The sequence below is a fragment of the Arthrobacter sp. SLBN-112 genome, assembly GCF_006715225.1.
Taxonomy (GTDB): Bacteria; Actinomycetota; Actinomycetes; order Actinomycetales; family Micrococcaceae; genus Arthrobacter.
In genome coordinates, this window is record NZ_VFMU01000001.1 from 3,229,595 (window position 1) to 3,250,116 (window position 20,522).

The window sequence follows — 20,522 nt, forward strand, 5'->3', positions numbered from 1 at the left end:
CCTTTTCAGGGCCACCGGGGTCAGTAGCTGCATGTTTCGGGGATGGCTGCATTCCTCAAGAAGTGGCAGGTAACGCTGGGGAAAAATGGCTGGTTCCTCAGTCCCCGCCCTATTTGAACCCCCCTGTCAGCGTCACGTCGATTTACGTAGAAGCCGCGGATCTGTCGGGCCACCGCATATTCCGCAACCTGCCAATACAAACAGAATCAACCGGCGAACATCCCTTTGGGCCCGGGTGTGGAGGCCCTTTCAGGTTCAAGCCCGTACAGGTGAATTTCGACTGAAACCTTTCTACTGCAATGGGGCCGCGCCAACCCCCAAGCGTGGGACGCTTTCGAAGCCGGCCGGCGCGCTGGGGAGTAGGGGCATTAATTAGGGGGAGCCCGGGATTGTTTTGGATGCCTGGAGCAACAACACTGAACGAACTGGGAATTGCGGTGGCATTAAACTCGGGGGGGCTAAATTGTTCAATTATCCGTATTTCGGCGGGCGCGGGCGTGGTACCAGTGCCCGGGCTTTCTTTCTTTTCGTGATTCGGGGTGTTGATCGTTTGGCTGGCCCCCGCCGGCGCCGGTGGTCGCATCTCCGGTTCCACGGACTCTTGACAGCGATGTTCGTTGCGTTCTGTGCCGTGGTGGTACCGATCCCGGCGTCGGCCGACACGGGTGACGTTGGCGTTGCGGGTCCCTCGCATTCCGGCACGGGCACGCCCACGGGCACCAAGCGCGCCACGAGCGTGTTGTGGTTCAACGACGGATCCTGGTGGGGGAACCTGTGGGACTCTGCCACCTCCGATTTCCACATCTTCCGGTTCAACGCCGGGACCAGTTCCTGGGTGGATACCGGCATGGCCACGGATGGACGGGCGGACACCCATCATGACGTGTTGTGGGACGGGAAGACGCTGTACGTCGCAAGCTACAAGTTCGTGGATGACGAGCTGCCGGCTGAGCCCAATTTCCCCAGCACGATGCGCCGGTACAGCTACGACTCTGATACCGGGAAGTACACGTTGCTCGGTTCCAGCCAGATCAACAACTCCAAAGTTGAAGTCTTGACCATTGACAAGGACTCCACTGGCAGGGTCTGGTCCAGCTGGCAGGAGGACAACAGGATTTACCTTAACGTGACGGCCACAGACGGCAAGACGTGGGGCACGCCCTTCCAGGTTCCCGGATCAATGAGCAACGTCTCCGTGGACGATACATCGGCCGTGATTGCCTTTGACGGGAAGATCGGTGTGATGTGGAGCCGGCAGGTGGGGGACTCCACCGACGGCATGTACTGGAGCTACCACGTGGATGGGGCGTCAAATACTGCCTGGAGCACTCCTGAGGCGGCTGTGTCCGGGCAGCGCAGCAGCGATGACCACATGAACCTGAAGTGGCTGGACTCCTCGGGCGGCCGGGTGTTCGCGGCCATCAAGACGTCGTACACGTCCGCGTCGCAGCCGCTGATCCAGCTGCTGGCCCTCAGCGGCACCACATGGTCCGCGCACACGATCGCCACCGTGGCGGAGTGCCCCAACCGGGTGATTGTCATGATTGACGAGAGCACCCAAAAGCTGCGTACCTTCGCCACCTATCCAAAGCCGTCCGGCACTGCCGACGCCGGTGTCTGCACCAGCTCCGGCGGTGCGGTTTACGAAAAGTCCACACCGCTGGACAAGATCAGCTTTACCACCACCAAGACTGCCCGCATCGTCGATGCCGACCAGTTTGTTCACAACGTGACGTCGACGAAGCAGAACGTCAACAGTGCGGCGTGGGGCACGGTGGACAGCGGCCTGTTGCTGCTTGCAGACGTTAACGCCACAAGCCAGTACTGGCACTACTACGATCCCACGGGCGGGGGAAGTGACATCACGGCTCCGACCGTGACCGCCACGTCACCCGCTGCCGGTGCCACCGGTGTAGCGGTGACGGCCAATGTAACAGGGACGTTCTCGGAGGGCATTGACGCCTCCACGGTCACATCGGGCACCTTTACGCTGACCAACGGGACGACGCCCGTGACAGCGACCGTGTCCTACGGCGTCTCTGGCAAAGTTGCAGCCCTCGACCCTGGTGCGGACCTTGCAGCGGCTACCGAGTACACAGCGACGATCAAGGGCGGTACCAGTGGTGTGAAGGATATTGCCGGCAACGCCCTGGCCGCGGACAAGACCTGGACCTTCACCACGGCCGCGCCTCCGCCCGCGCAGACTCCCATCGCTGAGAAGGCAGCCTCACTGAACGGCGCTCTTGGTTCAGCCACCACGGCAGAGGTGTACGGCCTGAAGGACAACGGCGCGTACCAGTGTTTTGAACGCGGTTGCATTCTCTGGTCGCCGGCAACAGGGGCGCATGTTTCAACTGGCCCGATCCGTGGGTTGTGGGCGGCTACAGGGTATGAAAACGGCAGGCTCGGATACCCGGTCACCGACGTGGTTGGCGGGCTCCGGGACGGCGGATCGTTCCAGAACTACCAGGGCGGTGCGATCATCTGGTCCCCGGCAACAGGGGCGCATGTTTCAACTGGCCCGATCCGGGGTTCGTGGGCGGCCACAGGGTATGAAAACGGCAGGCTCGGATACCCGGTCACCGATGAGATTGGCGGGCTCCGGGACGGCGGATCGTTCCAGAACTACCAGGGCGGTGCGATCATCTGGTCCCCGGCAACAGGGGCGCATGTTTCAACTGGCCCGATCCGGGGTTCGTGGGCGGCCACAGGGTATGAAAACGGCAGGCTCGGATACCCGGTCACCGATGAGATTGGCGGGCTCAAGGACGGCGGTTCGTTCCAGAACTACCAGGGCGGCGCAATCATGTGGTCGCCGGCAACAGGGGCCCACATCTCCGTCGGGGCCATCCGAACAATCTGGGCCTCCACAGGCTTTGAATCAGGTCGGCTTGGCTACCCCACAAGTGATGAATACAAGACGGGGAACGACGGAAGCGTGGCCCAGAACTATCAAGGTGGCATCATCCACGTGAGCCCGGGCGGCGCCTATATCTCCTGGTCGTAGGGACCAGACTCCAGTGACTTGGTAACGTGTGCCGCATGCCCATCAAACTGGAGAACATCGGCATTGCTGTCCGGGACCTGGAAGCGGCCATAGCGTTCTTTGCCGACCTCGGTCTCACTGTCCTGGGCCGCCAGACCGTCAGTGGAGAGTGGGCCGACACGGCCGTAGGCCTCGATGGCAACCATGCCAAAATCGCCATGCTTCAGACACCGGACGGCCAGGGCCGGCTCGAGCTGTTCGAGTACATCCACCCCGAAGCGATCGAAACTCTGCCCACCCTGCCCAATGAGATCGGCATGCACCGCGTTGCCTTCTCTGTGGACGACATCGACGCCGCACTGGAAATTGCGGCCAGGCACGGTTGCCACCCCCTGCGCGGGGTGGCGACCTACGAAGACGTCTACAAGCTCACCTACGTCCGGGGACCGAGCGGAATTATTGTCATGCTTGCCGAGGAACTGAAGAAGGGCTGACCGCCTGCTGCAATATACTCCGAACATGCCCAAGAAGCACCCAGCCCTTAATGCCCATCGGTCCGTTGCTGTACTGTGCGGAGGCCAACTGTGAGCGGCGGTCTCGTTGCCCTGCTCGACGACGTTGCGGCTCTGGCCCGCATCGCGGCAGCATCAGTCGACGACGTCGCCGCCGGCGCCGCCAAGGCAGGGGCCAAGGCCGCCGGCGTAGTCATCGACGACGCCGCTGTTACCCCGCAGTATGTGTCCGGCTCGGACCCGTCCCGTGAACTGCCGATGATCAAGAAGATCTTCTGGGGCTCCATCCGGAACAAGCTGCTGATTATCCTGCCGGCGCTGTTGCTCATCAGCACGTTCGTCCCCTGGGTAATCCCGTTCATCCTCATGCTGGGCGGCACCTACCTCTGCTACGAGGGCGCCGAGAAGGTCTGGCACAAGCTCCGCGGCAGTCACCATGAGGACGAGGACTCCCCGGCGGTGGAACGCGGACACGATGCAGAGGCCAAGGTGGTCAAAGGCGCCATCACCACAGACTTCATCCTGTCCTGCGAAATCATGGTCATCTCCATGAACGAGGTGGCCACCGAGTCGATCTGGGTCCGTGCGTTCATCCTGGTCCTGGTGGCCTTCGCCATTACTGTGCTCGTGTACGGGGCCGTCGCCCTGATCGTCAAGATGGACGACATCGGCCTGCACCTGGCCGCGAAGGACTCTCCGCGTGCCAAGCGCTTCGGGCATCTGCTGGTCAGGGGAATGCCCGCCGTGCTTGCTGCGATTACCTTCGTAGGAACTGTCGCCATGCTTTGGGTCGGCGGCCACATCATGGTGCAGGGGGTGCACGACCTGGGCTGGCACGCACCCTATGACCTGATCCATGCACTCGAGCACCCGGTAGCCGGCGTGGCGGTTGTCGGCGGCTTCCTGGCCTGGCTCGTCGACACCCTGTGCTCCGCAGTTATCGGGCTCGCCTGGGGGCTCGTCGTCCTGGCCATCGTGGGCCCGCTGCTGAAAGTGCTGCCGTTCGGCAAGGCGAACGGCGGACACAAAGAGGCCACCGCTCCGGCCGGGAACGCCGGTCACGGGCCCGACGAGCACACAGACTGAGACGTGGCATCCGCTGCGCGTTTCAGAACGCGTAGCGGATGCGGCAGTAGGGAGCAATGTCCTGGATGAGCCCCGTCAACTGCCGCACGTAGCCCGCCTTGGCACGTGACCGGTAGCGGACGTTGTTGAAACCATTGGACGAGGTCTTCGACTCCTGAAGATCGGGACGCCACAGGACGTTTTCGGCCTGCGGATGCCAGCCCAGGTTGACCTGGTGCAGTTGCTCGTTGTGCGTCAGGAAAATGACCTCCGCGGCCAGCTGTGCCTTGGCTGCCGGCGTCAGGGTTGCGTCGAGCTGGCGCAGCAGTTGCTCCCAGTCCGCGAGCCAGGTGTCCGTGACAATGACGGGGGAGAAGTTCACATGCACCTGGTACCCGCCGGCAACGAAGTCGTTGATGGCTGCCATTCGTTCCGCCACCGGTGAGGTCCGGACGTCGACGGACTTCGCCAGGTCTGCGGGCATCAGCGAAAATCGGATCCGGGTATGCCCGCCATGATTCCAGCGCAGCATTGCCGGGTTGACGAACTTGGTGGCAAAGGACAGCCTGGCGTTGGGTAGTTCGCGGAAGAGCGTGACGAGATCCTCCACGTTGTCGCTGATCAGCGCATCAACCGAACAGTCGCTGTTCTCGCCGATGTCGTAGACCCACAGCTCCGGGTCGCACTGATTGGGCTCCAGCTTCAGCCCCTGGCGGGTGGCGTGCCGCTCGAGCGTCGCGGCGATCTGGTCGATATTGGCGAACACGGTAACGGGGTTGCTGTACCCTTTGTGCCGCGGCACGTAGCAGTAGGCACACGCCATGGCGCACCCGTTCGCCGTGGAGGGCGCGATGAAGTCCGCTGACCGGCCGTTCGGCTTGACGGACAGGGACTTCTTGACGCCGAGAACCAGCGCCTCCGTTTTGATCCGTGACCAGCGCGGGACGTTGGCTTCATCACCATGGACGTCTGGGATGTTCCAATGGTTTTCAACCAGTACGACGTCGGCATCCGGCCAGCGTGCCACAACCTCCTGGCCCCTGGGCAGCTCCAAGGCGGCCGCCTGGGCGTAGATGCGCCGGATTTGGAACAGCCGATCGAACTCCATGACGACATTCTCCATGACCCTCCTGAGCAGCAGGCCGCGTTAAGCCCACGGCATCAGCAGGAAACCTCGCGCCGCATGCTGTTGTTGAAAATTGGCTGCCCTGCCGGACGGTAGACTGGATTGTGCCGTTCTCCGGCCACTCTGCCCTGGCGTCCCTTCGTACTATGTGCGCGGACCGTGGCGTTCCCTGTTGTGAAAGGCCTTACCTGCTGTGATTACTGTCCAGGATCTCGAACTGCGTGCCGGTGCCCGGCTCCTGATGGACCAGGTGAGCTTCCGCATCGATAAAGGGGACAAGATCGGCCTGGTGGGCCGCAACGGCGCGGGCAAGACTACCCTGACGCGTGTCCTTGCAGGCGAGGGCCTTCCCGCCGCCGGCAAGGTGACCCGCAGCGGAGAAATCGGCTACCTGCCGCAGGACCCCCGCACGCCGGACATGGAGCAGCTGGCACGCGACCGGATCCTCTCCGCCCGCGGCCTGGACATCGTCGTCGGGAAGCTCCGGAAAGCGCATGACGAAATGGCCAGCGAAGATGCGGACGTCCAGCGCAAGGCCATGAACCGGTACGACCGGCTGGAGTCCGAATTCCTCGCAGCCGGCGGGTATGCCGCCGAGGCCGAGGCTGCCTCAATCTGTTCCAACCTGGCCCTCCCTGACCGCCTGTTGAACCAGCCGCTCAAAACGCTGTCAGGCGGCCAGCGGCGCCGCGTGGAGCTCGCCCGCATCCTCTATTCCGATGCGGAAACGATGCTCCTGGACGAACCCACCAACCACCTGGACGCCGATTCCATCGCCTGGCTGCGTGACTTCCTGAAGAATCACCAGGGCGGCCTCATCGTCATCAGCCACGACACCGACCTGCTGGAAGCCACCGTCAACAAGGTATTCCTGCTGGACGCCAACCGCGCCCAGATCGACTTTTACAACATGGACTGGAAGCGGTACCTCCTGCAGCGGGAGACGGACGAGCGGGCCCGGAAGCGTGAACGCGCCAACGCGGAGAAGAAGGCACAGGTCCTCATGGACCAGGCCAACAAGATGAGGGCGAAGGCCACCAAGGCCGTCGCCGCGCAGAACATGGCCAAGCGTGCCGAGCGTCTGCTCAGCGGCCTGGAAGCCGTCCGTGAGCAGGACCGCGTGGCGGCGCTGCGGTTCCCCGATCCGTCACCCTGCGGCAAGACCCCGCTTACCGCGGACGGGCTCAGCAAGTCGTACGGCTCACTGGAAATCTTCACCGACGTGGACCTGGCCATCGACCGCGGTTCCAAGGTGGTCATCCTGGGCCTCAACGGTGCCGGCAAGACCACGCTGCTGCGCATGCTCGCCGGCGTGGACGCCCCGGACACCGGCGAGGTCATCCCCGGCCACGGCCTGAAGGTGGGCTACTACGCCCAGGAACACGAAACCCTGGACCACGACCGTACGGTTCTCGAGAACATGCGCTCCGCGGCGCCGGACATGAAGGACGCTGAGGTGCGCGGCATCCTGGGCTCATTCCTGTTCTCGGGTGACGACGTCGACAAGCCCGCCGGCGTTCTCTCCGGCGGCGAGAAGACGCGCCTGGCCCTGGCCACCATCGTGGCCTCCAGCGCCAACGTCCTCCTCCTCGACGAGCCCACCAACAACCTCGACCCCGCCAGCCGCGCCGAGATCCTTGGCGCCCTGCGCAACTACACCGGCGCCGTGGTCCTGGTCAGCCACGACGAAGGCGCTGTTGAAGCGCTGAACCCCGAACGCGTGGTCATGCTTCCCGACGGCGTTGAGGACCTCTGGAACGAGGACTACCTGGACCTGATCACCCTGGCCTAGCCTGCACAGACTGTCAGCAGCGGTTCCGTCGCGAACTGTCAGAGGCGCTCGAAGACCATCGTTGCCTGGATGCGGTCACCGCCGCCGATCATTCCCAGGGCTGGAGCTCTCCTGTGGGCCTGGGCAGGAGGATTTGAGGGTATCGGCCTACCGCCTTCCGTTCAGCGCACCTTCAGTTCCAGAGCCCCGGTAATCCGGAGCAGGGCCTGGTAGGTGATGCTGAACATTGCTGTGTGCTCTCCCGCTCCGGCCCAGAGGAGTTCGTGGTCCTGGAGGCTCAAGTCCAGCAGTGTCCTGATCTTTCTCGGGTGCCCGACCGGCGCGACGCCGCCTACCTGCTGGCCTGTATGTTCGAGGACGAAGTCGGGGGAGGCGCGGCGGATCCTGCCGCGACCCAACTGCCCAGCCACCAGCTTGGTGTCCACGCGGGCTGCGCCGCTGGCGAGGATCAACAAAGGCTCGCCGCTGAGATCGAAGACCAGGCTGTTGGTGATTGCGGCAAGGTCACATGCCAGCGCCTCCGAAGCCGCGGATGCCGTGGGTACACCGTCAGGGAAGATGCGTACCGTATCGCCAACGCCGGCCTCCAGCAGGGCTGAGCGTACCAACGCGACCGGGCCGCCGTCGTACTCCATGCCCTAGTACCCCTGCGCGTCCAGGAGGGCGTCTTCTTCTTCCTCCGCTGTCGCCTTCTTCCGCTTGCGCGGCGGGGCGGACCGACGGCGGGCGGCAGGGACGGCTGAATGGACGGCGCCGTCCGGCAGCGTTTCCTCTTCGTCCTCTGCGTCGATCGCTGCATTCCGGGCCTGCTGACGGGCCGCGTAGCCGAAGCCGACGAACATGAGCACACCGAACGCGAACCACTGCAGCGAATAGGACAGGTGCGTCCCCTCGTCGGTGGACGGCTTGGGGAACGCCACGGGCATGTCGGCGGACGGAGGCGTTTCCGACGCAAGCTGGCCGTAGGCGCCCGTAAGCAGCGGATAGCCCAGCTGGGCGGCGTAGGTGGGCAGGTCAATGGACGCGAGCTGGCCTTCGGGCGCCCCGCGCTGAAGTTCCGGCTCGCCATGCTTCAGGCGGACGACGGCGGTGACCTCACCGGAGGGGGGTGCCGGCACCGAATCCGGGCTCCCCGGATTCCTGTTTCCGATGGGCAGCCAGCCGCGGTCGATGACCACCGTTTCGCCGGTGGTGAGGCGGAAGGGGACCACCACCTCGTACCCGGGCTGGCCGTTCAGGGGCCGGTTGCGGACAACCCGCTGGCCAGCCGCATCGTAGGAGCCCTTCAGCTCAACCTGGGTCCACTCCTTGGCCGGGTCAAGCTGGTTGAACTGGTCCCGTGCCTGGGCAAAGGGGATGGGGGTGGCCGAGTAATTGCTGACCACCCGGTTGATCTCGGCCAGCGTCTCCGCACGCCGGTCCATCTGCCAGCGGCCCAAAAATACGCACGCGGCGGCAAAGATCGCGGCCAGCAGGAGATAGCCCAGCCATTTGCTGGAAAAGAGGAACCGGTACATTCAGATGTCCTGCGCCAAGGCACCGGATACCCGGCTGTCCCCGAGCGGCACGGTTTCCTTCCATAGGCCACGTGTTTGAAGGTAATCCTCAAGCCACTCGCGATGGTCTCCGCACGCAAGCCAGGTCTTGCGGCGCTCGGGGGTATGGATCTTCGGGTTGTTCCACAGAAGCTGCCACGAGGCCTGCGACCGGCACGCCTTGCGGGAGCAGACAGCAGCAGATTCGCTCATCGTGGAGCCGGTTCCCGCGGCGAAGTCGAAAATACTCATGATGCCTTCCGCTCCTGCCCGGTTGGTGTTTCGTCGTCCTCGTTGATGAGCTCGCCCTGCAGGACCTCGTTGCCGTGCTCATCGGCGGGAGGAGTGGGCGGGCTCTCTAGCTCCGCCAGCGGCGCGGAGTCCAGCAGCAGGTCGCTGTGCCCCTCCGCCTTGTCGCTGCCGTTCGCGATGACCACCGCTATCCACGGCAGGAAGACCGCCCCGGCAACCATCAAAATCTTGAGCCAGCCATCCACCACGAAGATCATGATCAGGCACACCATGCGGATGCCCATGGCCAGCGCGTACTTGATCATGCGCTGGCGCATGTCCTCGGAATGCGCTTCAGCAGCATCCGTGATGCTGTGGACTTCCGAGTCGCCGGAGAACCGGCCTGGTTGTCCAGGCGCGGATTGTCCCGCATGGTTTTCAAGGGTCACGGTGAATGATCACGCTCCAAAGGCTTGCATCAATTCTCTCACCATCGGCAGTGGCGCCCAAACCCTTGCCGGGGCGGGACGCTAAGATCAAAGTCAGCCAAAACACCCTCTTCTACCGCGGTGCACCGTGCCGCAGAATACCGGAGCCTCTACATGACTGAAGCAGCCACCGCCCCCCGCAGCGTCCTGATCACCGGTGGAAACCGCGGCATCGGGCTTGCGATTGCTGAAGCGTTCCAGGCCAATGGCGACAAGGTGGCCGTGACGTACCGCAGCGAATCGAAGCTGCCGGAGGGAATCCTGGGCGTCAAGGCCGATGTCACTGACGAGGCTTCCGTGGATGCCGCGTTCAAGGAAGTGGAAGCCGCCCATGGGCCTGTGGAAGTCCTCATCGCCAACGCCGGAATCACCAAGGACACGCTGCTCCTGCGCATGAGTGAAGACGACTTCACCTCAGTCATCGACACCAACCTCACCGGCGCCTTCCGTGTCATCAAGCGCGCGTCCAAGGGCATGATCCGCCTCCGCAAGGGCCGCGTTGTCCTCATTTCCTCGGTCTCCGGCCTCTACGGCGCACCGGGCCAGATCAACTACTCCGCATCCAAGGCCGGCCTGGTGGGCATCGCCCGTTCGCTGACCCGCGAGCTGGGTTCGCGCGGCATCACCGCCAATGTGGTGGCGCCGGGCTTCATCAATACGGACATGACAGCAGAGCTTCCGGAAGCCACCCAGAAGGACTACCTGGCCAGCATCCCCGCCCGCCGTTTTGCCGAAGCTTCCGAAGTCGCGAACGTCGTCCGCTGGATTTCCAGTGATGAGGCCGCCTACATCTCGGGCGCTGTCATCCCCGTGGACGGCGGCCTGGGCATGGGCCACTGACCTTCTCAGCACACCGGGTGCGGGGGTTCTTTGTGGGAGTCACACAAGAGAATCACCAACACCCACTGGCATGATGGACTCCAGACCATCAGGGATTTAGACGTTTCGAACAAAGGGAGCTCATATGGGACTGCTCGACAACAAGACTGCCATCGTTACCGGATCATCACGGGGCATCGGCGCTGACGTGGCGAGGATCCTCGCCGGCCAGGGCGCCGCCGTCGTAGTGAACTACCGTCAGAAGGCGCCGCGCGCCAACAAGGTTGTCCAAGGCATCGAGGCCGCCGGCGGCCGTGCCGTGGCCGTCGGCGCGGACCTCACCACCCAGGAAGGCGTGCAGGCCCTGGCCTCCGCCGCCATGGAGAACTTCGGTTCGCTGGACATCCTGGTGTTGAACGCCTCGGGCGGCATGGAAACCGGCATGGGCGCGGACTACGCACTCAAGCTGAACCGCGACGCCCAGGTGAACATGCTCAACGCCGCTGTGCCGCTGATGCAGGAAGGCTCCCGCGTGGTGTTCGTCACCAGCCACCAGGCCCACTTCATCAACACGGTGCCCACCATGGAGGCCTACGAGCCGGTGGCCCGCAGCAAGCGTGCCGGTGAGGACGCGCTGCGCGAACTGATCCCCAACCTGGCCGAGAAGGGCATCTCCCTGGTAGTGGTGTCCGGCGACATGATCGAGGGAACCGTCACCGCCACGCTCCTGGACCGCTCCACCCCGGGCGCCATCGAGGCCCGCCGTGCGGAAGCCGGCAAGCTGTACTCCGTGGAGGAGTTCGCGGAGGTTGTGGCAAGCATGGCAACGGCCGACGTCGAGTCCGGCCATACCGAGTACGCCGGCGGAGCAGATTACTTCGGCAAGGGTGCCCAGCCCGCCAGCTAGGCTGCCCACTCCACGAGATGGCAGTTCGCGGCGATGTTCACTCCGAACACCGCCGCGAACTGCCATCTCGCGGTTAAGCGTCAGGAAGGTCAGACCCCGGCGACGTGGCGGACAGCGTCCAGGTACGGCATGTTGAGGGCGGCGTCGGCCACGGCGCGCACGGCAGGTTTGGCGTTAAACGCGACGCCGATCCCGGCGGCACCGAGCATGTCCAGGTCGTTGGCGCCGTCGCCGACCGCGATGGTGTGCTCGAGGGCGACGCCTTCGGCCGCCGCCCACTCGCGCAGGTATTTCTCCTTCGCCGCCCTGTCCACCACGGCGCCCAGCACCTTGCCGGTCAACGCGCCGTCGACGATTTCCAGTTCATTGGCCTGCCAGTAGTCCAGGCCCAGGTCGGCCGCGATCGGTTCGAGGATCTGGTTGAAGCCGCCGGACACCACTGCCACCGTGTGGCCGGCCGCCTTGAAAGCGGCCACCAGCTCGCGCGCGCCTTCACTGAGCTTCACTTCGTTGCGGACGGAATGGACGACGTCGGCGGGCAGCCCTGCGAGCACGGCCACCCGGGCGTGCAGGCTCTGGGCGAAATCCAGTTCCCCACGCATGGCCGCTTCCGTGACGGCTGCGACTTCCTCCCGCTTGCCGGCGTAGGCGGCCAGGAGCTCGATGACCTCCTGCTGGATCAGCGTGGAATCCACATCCATGATCAGCAGCTTCCGGGCAGCGGAGCGAAGGCCGGCCGGAACAACGGCAGTATCGAAATCGCCGGTCGCGGACTCCGCTACGGACCGGCGCAGCGCTGCGAGCCCGGCCTCGGTCGCATCCGGAAGGGCCAGGTCAAGGATGTGGACCTGGTACCGGTCGCCTGCCGGGGAGGATTCGGACAGTACCTGGGCGCCGTGCGACCCGAGGACGGAACGCAGCTGCTCCAGCCCGGTGGGGGTCACATTGAGGCCATAGCTGACAGCAGTCACGTTCGAAGTCATGCCTGCAATCTTAGCCAGCGCCGGCGGGACCGCTGGAATTCGTTGCGGGCCCGCCACCGCCAAGCATTCAGGGGCCTTCGCACCGGTTATCAGTCATCTTCTTTTTTGTCCTAGTGTCTACTCCTATGAGTGATGTTCTGGAACTGGACTCCGTCAGCGTTGTCCGAGGCAAAAAGACCCTGCTGGACAATGTCGACTGGCAGGTCAACGAAGGCGAGCGGTGGGTCATCCTCGGCCCCAACGGCGCCGGCAAGACGACGCTTCTCCAGATCGCAGCGGCCCGGCTCCACCCGAGCAGCGGCACCGCAGGCATCCTCGACGAAGTTCTGGGCCGCGTTGACGTCTTCGAACTCCGGCCGCGCATCGGCCTTTCCTCTGCCGCCCTTGCCACCCAGATTCCGGAACACGAGAACGTCCTCAACGTCGTGGTCACCGCTGCATACGGCGTCACCGGCCGCTGGCGCGAAGGCTACGAGCGCGACGACGAACGGCGCGCGTTCCGGCTGCTGAACGACTGGGGCATGGGGCCACTCCTCAACAGGACCTTCGCCACGCTGTCCGAAGGCGAGCGCAAGCGCGTCCAGATCGCCCGCGCCCTCATGACGGACCCGGAACTGTTGCTCCTGGATGAGCCGGGCGCCGGGCTGGACCTGGGCGGCCGCGAAGAGCTGGTCCACAAGCTGGGCGAACTCGCCAGCGACGAGGCAGCCCCCGCCATGGTCCTGGTCACGCACCACCTTGAGGAAGTCCCGCCCGGCTTCACGCATGCCATGCTGCTGCGCGACGGCAGCGTGGTGGCGGCCGGCCCCATCACCGAAGTCCTGACTGAAGAGCACCTGAGCACCACCTTCGGCCTGCCGCTTGCAGTCACCGAGAACGCGGGACGCTATACCGCCACCGCACGCCGCTAGAAGAGGCCTGCGCTACTGCCTTGGAACTCTTCAGCAGCATCATTGTGTTCATCGCCGGCCTGTGGGCCGGCACCATCAACGCGGTAGTGGGCTCCGGCACCCTGGTCACGTTCCCGGTGCTCATCGCCCTGGGCGTGGCCCCGGTGGTGGCGTCCATGAGCAACGCCATGGGCCTGGTGGCCGGCACCGCGGCCGGGGCTTTCGGCTACCGGCGTGAACTGGCCGGCCGGGGGCGGCAGGTGCTTCGCCTGCTGCCGGCGTCGGTCCTGGGCGGCGTGTCCGGCGCCTGGCTGCTGCTGCACCTGCCCGAGAAGGTGTTCCACTACGTTGCGCCGGTCCTGCTGGTCCTGGCGCTGCTGATGGTGGTGTTCCAGCCAAAGCTCCAGGACTGGGTGCGCAACCGCGAGGCCAATCCGGAGCACGCCGTCCGGGACAAACGCCACGGCATCCTCCTGGTGGTCCTCGTCTACCTCGCCGGTGTCTACGGCGGCTACTTCGTTGCGGCCCAGGGGATCCTGCTGGTCGGAATCCTGGGTGTGTTCCTTACGGGGACCATCCAGAACGCCAACGCCATGAAGAACATCCTGGTGCTCGGCGTCAACATGGTGGCCGCCATTTCCTACCTGCTCTTCGCCTTCGACCGGATCAACTGGCTGGTGGTGCTGCTCATCGCGGTCAGCTCCACGATCGGCGGGATCCTGGGCTCCAAGGTGGGCCGCAAGCTCTCGCCGCGCGTCCTCCGGGCCGTGATCTTCAGCCTGGGCATCGTGGCCCTGGCCGTCATGATCGCCAACCTGCTGAAATAATCTTCCGGTGACCTTCCACTACCTCGAATCCGCTGACGACCCGCGCGTCAGCGACTACACCACCCTGACCGACGTGCACCTTCGCAAGCTCCGTGAACCGGCCGAGGGGATGTACATCGCCGAGTCGTCGCGGGTCCTGCGCCGGGCGCTGGCAGCGGGCCACCGGCCGCGTTCGTTCTTCCTGGCCGAAAAGTGGATGGCGGACCTCGACGACGTCTTCCGGGCGTATCCCGACGTTCCGGCCTTCATCGGCTCGGCAGACCTGCTCGAGGAGATCACGGGTTTCCACCTGCACCGCGGCGCCATGGCCGCCATGCAGCGCCCCGCGCCGGTGCCACTGCCGGAACTCCTGGCCGGCGCCCGCCGCGTGGCCGTGCTGGAGGACATCGTGGACCATACCAACGTGGGCGCCATCTTCCGCTCCGCCGCAGCGCTGGACATCGACGCCGTCCTGGTCACCCCGCGCTGCGGTGATCCCCTCTACCGGCGCAGCGTCAGGGTCAGCATGGGCACGGTGTTCCAGGTTCCCTGGGCGCGACTGGGGGACTGGCCGGGCGACCTGCAGGTGCTGAAGGACCACGGCTTCACCGTCGCGGCATTGGAACTGACACCGGACGCGGAGGACGTCGACGCCGTCGCGTCCCGCAACCTGGACAGGCTCGCCCTGGTGCTGGGCACCGAGGGCGCCGGCATGAGCCCGGAGACGCTGGCCGCCGTCGACATCGCCGTCAAAATCCCCATGCGCAATGGCGTGGATTCGCTCAACGTGGCCGCTGCGTCGGCCGTGGCGTTCTGGGAGCTGCGCGCGCGGTAAGGGCGGGCAGAACGGGTTCGTCAGCCCCTCCCGCATCGGCTATGATGGATAGCTGGTTGTCCTGCTTTTTCAGCTTCCGCTGATGCAACAGATCCCAGCCATCCCATTCATACCTGGCAGCTGGCAAAATCCAGTTGCGCGAACAAAGGTCCCATTATGAAGTCTGATACCCACCCGAAGTACGAAGCTGTTGTCTTCAACGACCTGGCCTCCGGCACCAAGTTCCTGACCCGCTCCACCGTGTCTTCCAACAAGACCATCGAGTGGGAAGACGGCAACACCTACCCGGTCATCGACGTCGAAATCTCTTCCGAGTCCCACCCGTTCTACACGGGCAAGCAGCGCATCATGGACTCTGCAGGCCGCGTCGAGCGCTTCAACGCTCGCTTCAAGGGCTTCGGCGGCAAGAAGTAATCTTCTTCCCCAAGGTCTGATGGAAAGCCCGCACCGGCAACGGCGCGGGCTTTCTGCTTTTAACCGTGCACCTGTTTTCTGGGGCAGGATGGAAAGCATGACCCCGCCACGTAGCCCTGCCCATGATGCCCCCGGCAACCACCGCCTGCACGGCGAGTACAAGGTTCCGGGCGGAAAACTCGTGGTGGTGGACCTGGCCGTGGCGGACGGCGCCCTGGCCGACGTTTCCGTCAGCGGCGACTTCTTCCTGGAGCCGGACGAGGCACTGGAGGACATCAACCGCGCCCTGACCGGCCTTCCGGACACCACACCCGCCAAGGACCTGGCAGCCGCAGTCACCGCCGCCCTGCCGGCCGGAGCCGTGCTGTTCGGCTTCTCCGCTGACGCCGTGGCCGTGACCGTCCGGCGTGCCCTGGCCAAGGCAACGTCCTGGGGCGACCACGAGTGGAACGTCATTGCGCCCACCGTGCTGCCCACCGAAATCAACGTTGCCCTTGACGAGGTGCTCACCGAGGCCGTTGGCGCCGGGGCACGCACGCCCACCCTGCGTTTCTGGGACTGGCAGGAGCCGTCGGTGGTGATCGGGAGCTTTCAGTCCGTGCAGAACGAGGTGGACCCCGAGGGCGTCGCCAGGCACGGCATCAATGTGGTCCGCCGGATCAGCGGCGGGGGAGCGATGTTCATGGAGGCCGGCAACTGCATTACCTACTCGCTCTACCTGCCGCAGACCCTGGTGGACGGGCTCAGCTTCGCCGATTCCTACCCCTTCCTGGACGCTTGGGTCATGGCGGCACTGGAACGGCTTGGCATCAACGCCTTCTACATCCCGTTGAACGACATCGCCACCGACCAGGGGAAGATTGGCGGTGCCGCGCAGAAACGGCTGGCCAACGGCGGCATGCTGCACCACGTCACCATGAGCTACGACATCGACGCCGACAAAATGGTGGAGGTCCTCCGGATCGGCAAGGAAAAGCTGTCCGACAAGGGCACCCGCAGCGCCAAGAAGCGGGTGGACCCGCTGCGGCGCCAAACCGGCCTGGCGCGCACGGCGATCATTGAGGCGATGATCGGGGTCTTCAGCGAGCGTTACGGTGCAACCCCGTCAGAGCTGGCGGGACACGAGCTGGCGGCAGCCGAGGAACGGGTGGCCACCAAGTTCGGCACCAGGGAATGGCTCCACCGCGTCCCCTAGACCCATCGACTGCTGAGTATTTGTCGTTTTGGGCAGGGAAAACGGCAGTTACGGAGCAATCGACGGGTGGTGGGCGGCCCACGCCGGCAGGGTTCCCTGGCCGAGCGCAGCGAGGTTAGGGGGCCGGTGGGGAACGACGGCGGCCTGCGCGGTGAGAGCGCGCAGCAGGTGGCTGCGCTGCTCAATGATGATGCGGCGCAAGGCCTGCGGCGCGTCGGGGTTGGCGGCCAGCCAGTCATCCGTCCGCCGGACCACCGGGTGGTCCCCGGGGCGGGTGCCGTCCGCCAGGTCCTGTGCGGCGGGATAGAGTCCGCGGACAATCCGGCTGGCGATTTCGATGCTGCGCTCATCCCAGACAGTCAGCAGGCAGTCAAAGTAGGGCTCCACGTACGGCTCCAACAACGCCGGTGGCGCGGTGCTGAATCCGCTGATGGTGGCGGTGAGGAGCTGGTTGGAGAGCTCGTTACCGTGGACGGCGGCCTCCCAGGCTGCGACCTTGACCTCCGGGTCCGGGCGGGATGCCATGGCGGTTGCGTGTCCGGCGCGGCCGGATGCCGTGGTGTCGCGCGCCAGCTCTGCGTCGAGCTCCGCCGCGCTGGCCTGCCCGTTGGCGGCGAGGGCATGCCACAGCTGCCAGCGCAGCTCAGCGTCCACGGACAGGCCCGCCACCGTTGCCGTGCCGTCCAGCAGGCCTCGGAGCCGGGGGAGGGCTGCCGCATCATGCCGGCTGAGGGTGGCAAGGGTGCGGGCCCAGGCAAGCTGTGCGTCAGAACCGGGGGCGGCCCGGTCCAGCTCGCCGGCTGCGGCCTCGATGAAGGAAGCACGGACACTCGCGCGGATGCCCGCCGGTGTGTAACGTTCGACGGCGGTGGTTGCGTTGTCCAGGATGTTCAGCAGGACCCCGATTCCGCTTTCAGACGGACCGAAGGCCGTCACCGCGTCCACGTACCGGCTCGCCGGACTCACGCCGTCGCGGGCGGAGTTCCAGAGCGCAGTCCAGCACAGGGCACGCGCCATGGGGTCCGTGATCCGGTCCAGGGAGGCGCGGACGGTTGCTTCTGATACTGGGTCCAGCCGGACTTTGGCGTAGGTCAGGTCCTCATCGTTGACCAGCAGGAGCGCCGGCCGCTGCTGCCCGGCGAGTTGGGGGAGCTCCGTCCGCGGTCCGGCCACGTCGGTTTCGATGCTCCCGGTCCGTACCAGGGAGCCGCCGGCGTCGAAGTCATAGGAACCCACCCGGAGCCGGTGCGGGCGCAGCTCCTCGCGTCCTGTCACGGGATCCACCGCTTCCTGGACGATTGCCACCCGGCCCGGCGCGCCGTCGTCGTCCGTTGCACTGGAAGCTGCGAACTCCAGGGACAAGCTGGAAATGCCGGAGGTCTGCAGCCACTGCCGGGCCCACCCGGACAGGTCCCGCCCCGAGGCCGCCGCCAGGGAAGCCAGGAGGTCAGCGAGCGACGTGTTGCCGTAGGCATGCTTCCGGAAGTACTCCCGCGACCCGGCGATGAACGCGTCAAAGCCCACGTAGGCCACCAGCTGCTTCAGCTGAGGCGCCCTTGGCGTAGGTGATGCCGTCGAAGTTTTGCTTTGCCGCTTCAAGGTCCGGGATGTCGGCCACGATGGGATGGGTGGTGGGGAGCTGGTCCTGGACGTAGGCCCAGGCTTTGCGCTTGTTGGCGAAGTTGACCCAGGCCGTGTCCCAGTCCGTGGCCCGGTCAACACCGAGGGTTCCCATGTAGTCGGCGAAGGACTCCTTCAGCCACAGGTCGTCCCACCACTGCATGGTCACCAGGTCGCCGAACCACATGTGCGCCATCTCGTGCATCAGGGTGTTGGCGCGGGCCTGGTACTGGGCGTCCGTGGCCCGCGAGGTGAACACGTAGCTTTCCGTGAACGTGACCAGCCCCGGGTTCTCCATGGCGCCGAGGTTGTATTCGGGAACGAACGCCTGGTCGTACTTGCCCCAGGGGTAGGGGAAGTCGAAAAGGCGGTTGAAGAAGTCCAGGCCCTTTTCCGTCAGGCTGAAGAGCTCCTCCGTGTCGAAGGAGTCCGCCATGGATGCGCGGCAGTAGAGGGCGAGCGGGACGTCCAGGTGGGTGCCGTCGTCGAGCGTCGCCTGCCAGCGGTCCGTGGCCTTGAAGTACGGCCCGGCCAGGACGGTGGTGATGTAGGTGGACATCGGCAGGGTGGTGGCGAAATCCCAGCACGCCGTGGCGGGGTCGCTGGTCAGCAGGGTGCGGTTGACCTCGGCGCCGTTGGACGCCACGTGCCAGTCGGCGGGGGCCATCACGTGGAAGGTGTAGGTCGCCTTCAGGTCGGGCTGCTCAAAGTTCGCGAAGACCCGGCGGGCATCAGCAGGCTCGTACTGCGTGTACAGGTAGCATCGGCCGTCCGCCGGGTCCACGAACCGGTGCATGCCCTCTCCGGAACGGCTGTACAGCGCCGTTCCGGTGACCGTGACCTGGTTTTCGGCCCGCAGGTTGTCCAGCCGGATCCGTGCGCCGTCCACCACGTCCTCCACCTGCAGGCCCTTGCCGTTGAGGAACACGCTGTGCACGTCACCGCCGATGAAGTCGAGGAATGTGCCGGCACCGGGTTCGGCGGTGAAGGTGATGACACTGCGGCTCGTGTAACCGGGGACCGCTGGATCTGCTGCCTGCCGCACATCCAGGGAAATGTCGTAGCTGGTGGTGCTGATCCGGGCTGAACGTTCGGCGGCTTCGCGGCGCTGCAGATTCTCATGTGACACCCGGCTATCTAATCACGGTGCCGATTCATTGGTTCAGCCGGCGATCAGGAAGGCCGCAGCCAGGCCCAGCACGGCAATCAGAAGCCAGGAGGCGAGTGCCACCAGGAGTGCCGGTCCTCCGGTGTGGAGCAGGGTGCGGATGCGGACCGCGGAGCCAAGGCCGAACAGGGCCGCGCCCAGCAGGATGTCCTGCAGGGCGGCCCCCAGGTCGAGCCAGCCCGCGGACAGCCAGCCGGTTGAGCGCAGCACCACCATGGCAACGAAGCCTGCGACGAACAGCGGCACCAGCGGCGGCATTTTCTCGGCCACGCCATCCTCGGCGCCCAAGGCACGCACCCCGTTTCGGTGGTGCACACCCGCCAGCGCGGCGACGGGGGCCAGCAGCAGCACGCGGGTGAGCTTGACGACGACGGCGACCGCCAGGGCAGCGGTCCCGGCGGTTTGCGCCGTGGCCACCACCTGGCCCACATCGTGGACCGACGCGCCGGTCCAGGCTCCGAACACTGTGGCCGTGAGCCCCAAGGGTTGCGCAAGGAGGGGGAGGACGCCGATGGCGAGCGTGCCGCACAGGGTGACCAGGGCCACGGGCAGGACGGTTTCCGCGTGCCGGATGCGGCGGACGGCGGCCATGGCGCCAATGGCGGAGGCACCGCAGATGGAAAATCCCGTGGCCACCAGCAGTGAGGTCACAGGCGGAAGGCGGAACAAGCGCGAAATCGCGTAGGTCCCGCCGAAACTGGCTGCCACCACGCCCACAATCAGGACCAGGGCCAGCCAGCCGAGGCCAAGAACGTCCATGACGCTGACCTTCAGGCCCAGGAGTACGATTCCGCCGCGCATCAGGTGCTTGCCGGCGAAGTCCAGCCCCGGCCGTGCCCGGCCTCCCGTCCACGTGCCGGCGCCGGGCAGGTTGGCGGCCAGAACGCCCAAGACCACAGCGAGGGTCATAGCCGGCAGGGCTGGCAGCAGTCCATGCACCAGGAAGGCCGCCGCAACGGCGGCAGCGGCGGTCAGCAGCCCCGGAACCAGGCGGGCAATCCGCGGCCCGGAACGGCCGTTGCCCGGCGCTGGGAGGCTTCTGCTGTCTGGCACTCACCTACTGTGCCCGACGGGGCCCGTAAAGTACCAACCGGGCCATTGGCGCCAACACGCCACAATGGATGGCAGTAATGAATTCGAAACAAAAAGA

General features: G+C 65.4%; 18 protein-coding genes and 1 pseudogene. 11 read left to right on the plus strand and 8 right to left on the minus strand.

The window, feature by feature from the left end:
* Positions 1 to 610: 610 nt before the first annotated feature.
* From FBY33_RS14850 to FBY33_RS14860, 3 genes are all read left to right on the plus strand, one after another.
* Positions 611 to 3,007, plus strand: a complete 2,397-nt coding sequence (locus tag FBY33_RS14850) for an Ig-like domain-containing protein (RefSeq protein ID WP_160141966.1) — start codon at positions 611 to 613, stop codon at positions 3,005 to 3,007.
* A gap of 35 nt (positions 3,008 to 3,042) precedes the next feature.
* Positions 3,043 to 3,480: a VOC family protein gene (locus FBY33_RS14855; RefSeq protein WP_142031216.1), complete on the plus strand. Its 438-nt coding sequence runs from the start codon at positions 3,043 to 3,045 to the stop codon at positions 3,478 to 3,480.
* A gap of 90 nt (positions 3,481 to 3,570) precedes the next feature.
* Positions 3,571 to 4,584, plus strand: a complete 1,014-nt coding sequence (locus FBY33_RS14860) for a DUF808 domain-containing protein (protein ID WP_142031217.1) — start codon at positions 3,571 to 3,573, stop codon at positions 4,582 to 4,584.
* A gap of 22 nt (positions 4,585 to 4,606) precedes the next feature.
* Here FBY33_RS14860 and FBY33_RS14865 read toward each other — a convergent pair whose 3' ends face one another.
* Complete coding sequence (locus tag FBY33_RS14865) at positions 4,607 to 5,671, minus strand: spore photoproduct lyase family protein (protein WP_142032912.1); 1,065 nt, start codon at positions 5,669 to 5,671, stop codon at positions 4,607 to 4,609.
* A 211-nt stretch (positions 5,672 to 5,882) separates the two neighbouring features.
* Here FBY33_RS14865 and FBY33_RS14870 point away from each other — a divergent pair, with 211 nt between their 5' ends.
* On the plus strand, positions 5,883 to 7,481 hold the full coding sequence (locus FBY33_RS14870; protein ID WP_056333766.1) for an ABC-F family ATP-binding cassette domain-containing protein: 1,599 nt from the start codon (positions 5,883 to 5,885) through the stop codon (positions 7,479 to 7,481).
* 161 nt (positions 7,482 to 7,642) lie between these two features.
* Here the strand turns inward: FBY33_RS14870 and FBY33_RS14875 are convergent, their stop codons facing one another.
* From FBY33_RS14875 to FBY33_RS14890, 4 genes are read right to left on the minus strand one after another with little or no spacing between them, the layout of a single operon-like run.
* A complete protein-coding gene (locus FBY33_RS14875; RefSeq protein ID WP_142031218.1) occupies positions 7,643 to 8,116 on the minus strand; it encodes a YbaK/EbsC family protein in 474 nt (157 codons plus the stop codon).
* A 3-nt stretch (positions 8,117 to 8,119) separates the two neighbouring features.
* Positions 8,120 to 8,998 (minus strand): SURF1 family cytochrome oxidase biogenesis protein, encoded by an 879-nt coding sequence (locus FBY33_RS14880; protein WP_142031219.1) that lies wholly within the window; start codon positions 8,996 to 8,998, stop codon positions 8,120 to 8,122.
* Positions 8,999 to 9,268 (minus strand): hypothetical protein, encoded by a 270-nt coding sequence (locus FBY33_RS14885; RefSeq protein WP_142031220.1) that lies wholly within the window; start codon positions 9,266 to 9,268, stop codon positions 8,999 to 9,001.
* Positions 9,265 to 9,696 (minus strand): DUF3099 domain-containing protein, encoded by a 432-nt coding sequence (locus FBY33_RS14890; protein WP_142031221.1) that lies wholly within the window; start codon positions 9,694 to 9,696, stop codon positions 9,265 to 9,267. Before FBY33_RS14890 ends, FBY33_RS14885 begins: the two co-directional genes overlap by 4 nt.
* Positions 9,697 to 9,849: 153 nt before the next feature.
* Here FBY33_RS14890 and FBY33_RS14895 point away from each other — a divergent pair, with 153 nt between their 5' ends.
* Positions 9,850 to 10,575: a beta-ketoacyl-ACP reductase gene (locus FBY33_RS14895; protein WP_142031222.1), complete on the plus strand. Its 726-nt coding sequence runs from the start codon at positions 9,850 to 9,852 to the stop codon at positions 10,573 to 10,575.
* A 124-nt stretch (positions 10,576 to 10,699) separates the two neighbouring features.
* Positions 10,700 to 11,461 carry an SDR family oxidoreductase gene (locus FBY33_RS14900; protein ID WP_142031223.1) on the plus strand — a complete coding sequence of 254 codons (762 nt, stop codon included), beginning with the start codon at positions 10,700 to 10,702 and terminating at the stop codon, positions 11,459 to 11,461.
* 89 nt (positions 11,462 to 11,550) lie between these two features.
* Here the strand turns inward: FBY33_RS14900 and serB are convergent, their stop codons facing one another.
* Positions 11,551 to 12,444, minus strand: coding sequence for a phosphoserine phosphatase SerB (gene serB, locus FBY33_RS14905; RefSeq protein WP_142031224.1), 894 nt, complete (start codon positions 12,442 to 12,444; stop codon positions 11,551 to 11,553).
* A gap of 125 nt (positions 12,445 to 12,569) precedes the next feature.
* On the opposite strand from serB, the gene FBY33_RS14910 reads away from it, so the two are divergent.
* The 5 genes from FBY33_RS14910 (at position 12,570) to FBY33_RS14930 (ending at position 16,584) form a co-directional block, all read left to right on the plus strand.
* Entirely contained in the window at positions 12,570 to 13,355 is a 786-nt protein-coding gene (locus FBY33_RS14910) for an ABC transporter ATP-binding protein (RefSeq protein ID WP_142031225.1), read from the plus strand.
* Positions 13,356 to 13,375: 20 nt separating this feature from the next.
* On the plus strand, positions 13,376 to 14,161 hold the full coding sequence (locus FBY33_RS14915; protein WP_142031226.1) for a sulfite exporter TauE/SafE family protein: 786 nt from the start codon (positions 13,376 to 13,378) through the stop codon (positions 14,159 to 14,161).
* A gap of 7 nt (positions 14,162 to 14,168) precedes the next feature.
* On the plus strand, positions 14,169 to 14,975 hold the full coding sequence (locus tag FBY33_RS14920) for a TrmH family RNA methyltransferase (RefSeq protein WP_142031227.1): 807 nt from the start codon (positions 14,169 to 14,171) through the stop codon (positions 14,973 to 14,975).
* Positions 14,976 to 15,131: 156 nt separating this feature from the next.
* The gene (locus FBY33_RS14925; protein WP_018771158.1) at positions 15,132 to 15,389 is read left to right on the plus strand and encodes a type B 50S ribosomal protein L31; all 258 of its coding nucleotides are present in this window, start codon (positions 15,132 to 15,134) and stop codon (positions 15,387 to 15,389) included.
* 97 nt (positions 15,390 to 15,486) lie between these two features.
* Complete coding sequence (locus FBY33_RS14930) at positions 15,487 to 16,584, plus strand: lipoate--protein ligase family protein (protein ID WP_142031228.1); 1,098 nt, start codon at positions 15,487 to 15,489, stop codon at positions 16,582 to 16,584.
* Positions 16,585 to 16,632: 48 nt separating this feature from the next.
* On the opposite strand, the pseudogene pepN reads toward FBY33_RS14930, so the two are convergent.
* Positions 16,633 to 19,333: pseudogene (gene pepN, locus FBY33_RS14935) on the minus strand (aminopeptidase N).
* 33 nt (positions 19,334 to 19,366) lie between these two features.
* Positions 19,367 to 20,425 carry a YeiH family protein gene (locus FBY33_RS14940; RefSeq protein WP_142031229.1) on the minus strand — a complete coding sequence of 353 codons (1,059 nt, stop codon included), beginning with the start codon at positions 20,423 to 20,425 and terminating at the stop codon, positions 19,367 to 19,369.
* Between the last annotated feature and the right edge of the window lie 97 nt (positions 20,426 to 20,522).